Source organism: Blautia intestinihominis (assembly GCF_040096655.1).
GTDB lineage: Bacteria > Bacillota > Clostridia > Lachnospirales > Lachnospiraceae > Blautia_A > Blautia_A intestinihominis.
Genome location: NZ_JBBMEI010000126.1, coordinates 1 through 5,125, shown reverse-complemented (window position 1 = coordinate 5,125; position 5,125 = coordinate 1). Strand labels below are relative to the sequence as shown.

At 40.1% G+C, this 5,125-nt stretch carries 4 protein-coding genes and 1 pseudogene; 2 read left to right on the top strand and 3 right to left on the bottom strand.

The window, feature by feature from the left end; all coding sequences use genetic code 11:
- Window positions 1–218: 218 nt before the first annotated feature.
- Window positions 219–1,559 carry an MATE family efflux transporter gene (locus WMO75_RS18760; RefSeq protein ID WP_015528771.1) on the bottom strand — a complete coding sequence of 447 codons (1,341 nt, stop codon included), beginning with the start codon at window positions 1,557–1,559 and terminating at the stop codon, window positions 219–221.
- Window positions 1,560–1,832: 273 nt separating this feature from the next.
- Between WMO75_RS18760 and WMO75_RS18755 the strand changes: the two genes are divergently transcribed.
- Entirely contained in the window at window positions 1,833–3,143 is a 1,311-nt protein-coding gene (locus tag WMO75_RS18755) for an MATE family efflux transporter (RefSeq protein ID WP_118699427.1), read from the top strand.
- Window positions 3,144–3,217: 74 nt separating this feature from the next.
- Here WMO75_RS18755 and WMO75_RS18750 read toward each other — a convergent pair whose 3' ends face one another.
- Window positions 3,218–4,084: an IS3 family transposase gene (locus WMO75_RS18750; RefSeq protein WP_243111653.1), complete on the bottom strand. Its 867-nt coding sequence runs from the start codon at window positions 4,082–4,084 to the stop codon at window positions 3,218–3,220.
- 68 nt (window positions 4,085–4,152) lie between these two features.
- Window positions 4,153–4,794 carry a helix-turn-helix domain-containing protein gene (locus WMO75_RS18745; protein WP_118699429.1) on the bottom strand — a complete coding sequence of 214 codons (642 nt, stop codon included), beginning with the start codon at window positions 4,792–4,794 and terminating at the stop codon, window positions 4,153–4,155.
- A 197-nt stretch (window positions 4,795–4,991) separates the two neighbouring features.
- On the opposite strand from WMO75_RS18745, the pseudogene WMO75_RS20135 reads away from it, so the two are divergent.
- Window positions 4,992–5,125 (top strand): annotated as a pseudogene (locus WMO75_RS20135) (transposase); the annotation flags it as partial.

Below are 5,125 nucleotides of genomic sequence, written 5' to 3'. Positions count from 1 at the left end.
AAAAACTGAGAAAATTTGAAGGAAAAACTGCCTAGAAAAAAATGCGGCTGAAAAAATCCAAACAAGGATTTTTTGCGACCAAAAACAGAAAGTATTTATCAAAATAAAAATATCCTGAACAAGTTGCAAAGCCAGAAAGCTCTGTAACTGTCAGGATATTTTTGTTTGGTGCTGTCAGCTCTAAAAAACGTTATTTACCGACAGCTCCCTGTTTTGTTTTAATGATATTTATGCATCCGTACATAATAGCTGATGCATAAGATCACAGTGGCTCCGCTCCATGCTGCAATCTCTGCAAAGAAAATACCGTCCTGTCCGATAAAATGGGGAAGGATCAGTGCAGCACTGATACGCATGACAAATTCAGCCATACCACTTACCATAGGCATTAAGGTATCTCCCAGCCCCTGAAGTACAGATCTGTACACGTACAGGAAGTACAAAACCCAGAGCATGGCAGCCATAATAGAAAGGTATTTAAAAGCAATTGCCAATACCTGCTGTGTCTGCTGCGGTTCACCTGAGATGAAAAGTGAGAGAATATTTTTTCCAAATAAAAACATGGCAGCAGAAATGATCAGTGAGGTAAGCAGGGAAAGCAGCATACTGCTGCGGACGCCTTTTCTGATCCTGTCAATCTTTCCGGCTCCCAGATTCTGACCCACATAGGTAACGATGGCATATCCATAGGAAATAGCAGCCATTTCCAGCAGACCATAAAGCTTGTTTGTAGCTGTAAATCCTGCTACAAAAAGGAAACCGTAGCCATTGATCACATACTGGACTACCAGACCGCCCACACCGATGATGATATTCTGAAATACAACAGGAATACCAAGCTTCATCAGGCGGGCATTCATGCCGGAGGCAGGCATAAAATCTGCTCTGGTCAGATGAACGATATCAATTCTGCGTAAAATCAGGAAACAGTAAACAGCGGAGAAGCTCTGTGCAATCACAGTTGCGATTGCTGCTCCTGCCACACCCCATCCGAAGCCTGCCACAAAAAGGATGTCCAGTGAGACATTCAGCACAGATGCGATGATCATTGCGGTCAGCGGTGTTTTACTGTTTCCCATAGCCCTTAGAGCAGAAGCAAACATATTATAGGCTGCTGTGGCGGGGATTCCACAGAAAATGATGCGCAGATATAACAGAGACATTCCGATAATATTGGAAGGTGTATGCAGCCCTGTTAATACCAGCGAAGCAAATGACTGGCTGAGAATCAATACTCCGGCTGCGATGAATGCGGTCAGCCGGTAACTGTGAGCCAGAGATTTACGCAGATTTTCGAAATCCTTTGCCCCATAATACTGGGAGAGTTGAATAGAAAATCCCTGAGTGAGTCCTGTGGATATTCCTGTGACAACCCACATCAGAAAGTCAACAGCACCCAGTGCGGCAAGAGCCTCCACACCTGCAACCTGACCAACAACCATGGTATCCACCATTGTATAAAGCTGCTGACAGATATTTCCCAGCATCAGGGGAATTGCAAAAAGAATGATCAACCGTCCCGGTGAACCGGAGGTCATATCCTGAATCTTGGTTTTCATTAGTATAAAAGTTCCTTTCCGGAGCATATTTGAAAAAGTTTAGAAATGATTATTCGAATATGCCCTGATATTTACATTGATAATTTTACATCATTAACGTGAAAAATGAAATATAATATATCATCAGAATGATATAAATTTATCAATACCTGCTATAAGCAGCATGTTGTTGAAATTATTATGCATAGCGCCTGAGAGGAGTTTTTGATTGCTATTTTTTAAAATACAGATATATAAATAGAAGGCAAGTCTTTACGGAAGGAGACAAGAATTATGCTGAAAAGATTCACTAAATATGTAACCCAGAGTGTTGCCGGAATGATCGGGATTTCCGTTTATGTTCTGGCAGATACTTTCTTTATATCTGTATATTCCGGTGCTGACGGACTGGCAGTTCTCAATTTGATCCTGCCGGTTTATGGACTGATCTATGCGATTGGGGCTATGATCGGGATTGGTTCCGCTACCAGGTATGCCATAAGCAGGGCAAAAGGAGAAAATACAGAACATTATTTCGTACAGTCAGTAACCTGGAGCATACTGGTTGCAGTTCCATTTATGCTGATCGGAATTTTTATTCCGGACAAAGCATTGGCTTTGCTGGGTGCAGATGCCGGACTGATCGGACTTGGACGAAACTATGTGAGAATTATTCTGATCGCAACACCATTCTTCATGTCAAATTATACATTTACTGCATTTGCCAGAAACGATGGGGCGCCTTCTATTGCAATGATCGGTTCCATCAGTGGAAGTATCTTTAACATTATATTTGATTATATATTCATGTTCCCAGTCGGTCTGGGATTTTCCGGAGCCGGACTGGCTACTGCAATCTGTCTGATCGTAACAATGAGCGTCTGTACCATACACTACAGAAGCAGCAGAAACCATGTAGGATTCCATTGGAAAAAACCGTCATTCAGACACCTGATTTCCTGCTGTCAGCTAGGAGTTTCCGCATTCGTCGGTGAACTGTCTTCCGGTGTGATCGCTATTGTATTTAACTTCCTGATCCTGGGAATTGCAGGAAATGTAGGTGTAGCAGCCTATGGAGTTGTGGCAAACCTTTCTATCGTGGCATTTGCAATCTTCAACGGTCTGGCCCAGGGAGCACAGCCTCTGATCAGTGAAAGCTACGGAAAAGGTCAGCCTACTCAGGTAAAAAAACTTCTGAAATGGAGCCTGCTCGTATGTCTTGCAGTAGAAGCATTGATCCAATTGATCATCTGGACAGCAACTGACCCGCTAATCAGCATTTTCAACAGTGAAAACAATGTTCAGTTATTGAATTATGCACATACAGGACTGCGTCTGTATTTCCTTGGGTTTATAGTTGCAGGAATCAATGTTGTACTGGTGGCATATTTCTCAGCAGTAGATGAACCGAAAATCGCGATTGTGGGATCATTCCTGAGAGGAATTGTTGCTATTGTTATCTGCGCAGTTATACTTGCGAAATTATTCGGATTAAATGGAATCTGGATCTCTCTTTTTGCAGCGGAGACAGTTACGTTTCTGACGATTCTGTTTCTGGCATATAAAGACAGAAGAAAAAGAATGGGGCTGTCGGGAAATATGTGAACCGCTCCCCGTCAAGTAGACAATTGAAAAAATATAAATTTTCCTGCCAGCAGAAATTTGTCTGCTGGCAGTTTTTATGCGGTTTGCAAGTAAATTTCGTGTTTTTCCATTGGTGTTAAAATTCCGAGATTCCTTTGTAAGCGTTTATTGTTATAGTAATCTATATAATCTTCGATCATTTTTACGAGAGTACCTCTATCAGTGAATCGTTTTCCATAGTATCGCTCTCTCTTCAAAATCCCCCAAAAGCCTTCCATTGGTCCATTGTCGATACATTTAGCAACTCGCGACATGCTTTGTATTATTCCAGCATTTACAAGTTTTGTATGAAATGTCCTGTTCGTATATTGGAATCCCCTGTCACTGTGAAACAGTGGCTGCGCATCAGGATTTCTAAGTAAAGCATTGTCTACCGTATCAAACACCAAAGCATTGTTGTTCTTATCACGAATAACATACGAAACAATCCGTCTATCATATAGGTCCAGTATTGCACTTAGATAAACTTTATGCTTTTCAATCCCAATATAATAATGGAATTCTGTCACATCAGTGAGCCATTTTTCATTTGGTGCTTTGGCAGTGAACTCCCGATTAAGTATGTTTTCAGCTATATACTGAGGGTTTGCAGCCTGTCTTGTGCATCCGTTGTTAGAATACTTGATAGTTGATTTTATATTAAGTTTACGGCAAATGCGTAGCACACGTTTATCGTTTATATCAATACCATGATATCGTTCCAAATCATCTCTGATCCTTCGATAGCCTTTATCCGGTGAGTCTGTGTGAATCTTTTCTATCTCGTCATCAATAAACCTATTCTTTTGCTCGCTTTTGGGAATTTCTCTGTGTAGCCATTTATAATAAGCTGCTCTAGAAACATTACCAAGTTTACAAAGTGCAGCAACTGAATAATTATGATCTTCATGTTCTTCTTTGATTGCCTGATATATATGTTCATGACGGACCAGGCTTAGCTCCGCCTCCTCTCTATTTCTTCGAGTTTTTTTTAAAAAGATGCCTCCATTTCAGCACATTCTTTCTCCGCTTTTAAAATTTTAACTTCAGCACGCAGTTTTTCTAATTCACTCATCTCATCGGGACGTTTTCGTTTGCCACGGTTATCTCTTAAAGCTTCTATTCCACCAGCTTCATATTTGACTATATAATTGCGAGCCTGTTGATAGGACACCTGGTATTGTTCTGCTGTTTTGGCATAATTACGATCATGTGCGATACAATACTGTACTATTTCAACCCGTTCTTCAAAAGTGGTTTTTCTTCCTTTGGTCATGATAATGCTTCCTCCTGTTCCAGAAGATTTTAATTCTTCATGACCATTATACTTCTTTATCCAGATTTGTAACTTAGCTTTTGAACGGATCCCATATTTTTTGCAAATATCATCTTGAGAACCATAGCCTGCTAAATAATCTACGACTGCTTGTTGTTTCAATTCTTTGGAATATTTTTTATTCCCTTTCAATGTGAATGCATTTGCTCCCATAGATTCATAGTTTCGAATCCATTGTTGGACAGATGCGAGACTTACATCAAACATATCGGCAATTCGCCGTTGACTTTCTTTTCCATCCAGATATAGATTTACAGCATATATCTTATCCACAACAGATACTTTTCTTTTAGACATAAAATATGCTCCCTCCTAGGTGACAAGTTTTTATTATTTCACTTGTCTACCTAGAAGGGAGCATATCAATAGATAGTTCCAAAGCAGAGAGGGTATGGCTCACAACGAGTCATACCCTCTCTGAATTTATCTGAAAAAAGAAAAAAAGATGGCTAACGACAACCATCTTTCTCTCCGTTACATGTTATAATGTAACTATGCTAACAACTAATTATTATAACGATTTTTTTGAGTTTGGGCAACAGAAAATTAACTTTAGTTTCTTCGAATTGAGTTTACCTGACGACGATCCAGTCTATACCCTGAAAAAAGTGATGGAGGAATTAGATTT

What these genes read in the sequence shown, in the direction of transcription:
- WMO75_RS18745 (WP_118699429.1), bottom strand. Translation starts at nt 4,794, where the DNA reads ATGTCTAAAAGAAAAGTATCTGTTGTGGATAAGATATATGCTGTAAAT.
- WMO75_RS18755 (WP_118699427.1), top strand. Translation starts at nt 1,833, where the DNA reads ATGCTGAAAAGATTCACTAAATATGTAACCCAGAGTGTTGCCGGAATG.
- WMO75_RS18760 (WP_015528771.1), bottom strand. Translation starts at nt 1,559, where the DNA reads ATGAAAACCAAGATTCAGGATATGACCTCCGGTTCACCGGGACGGTTG.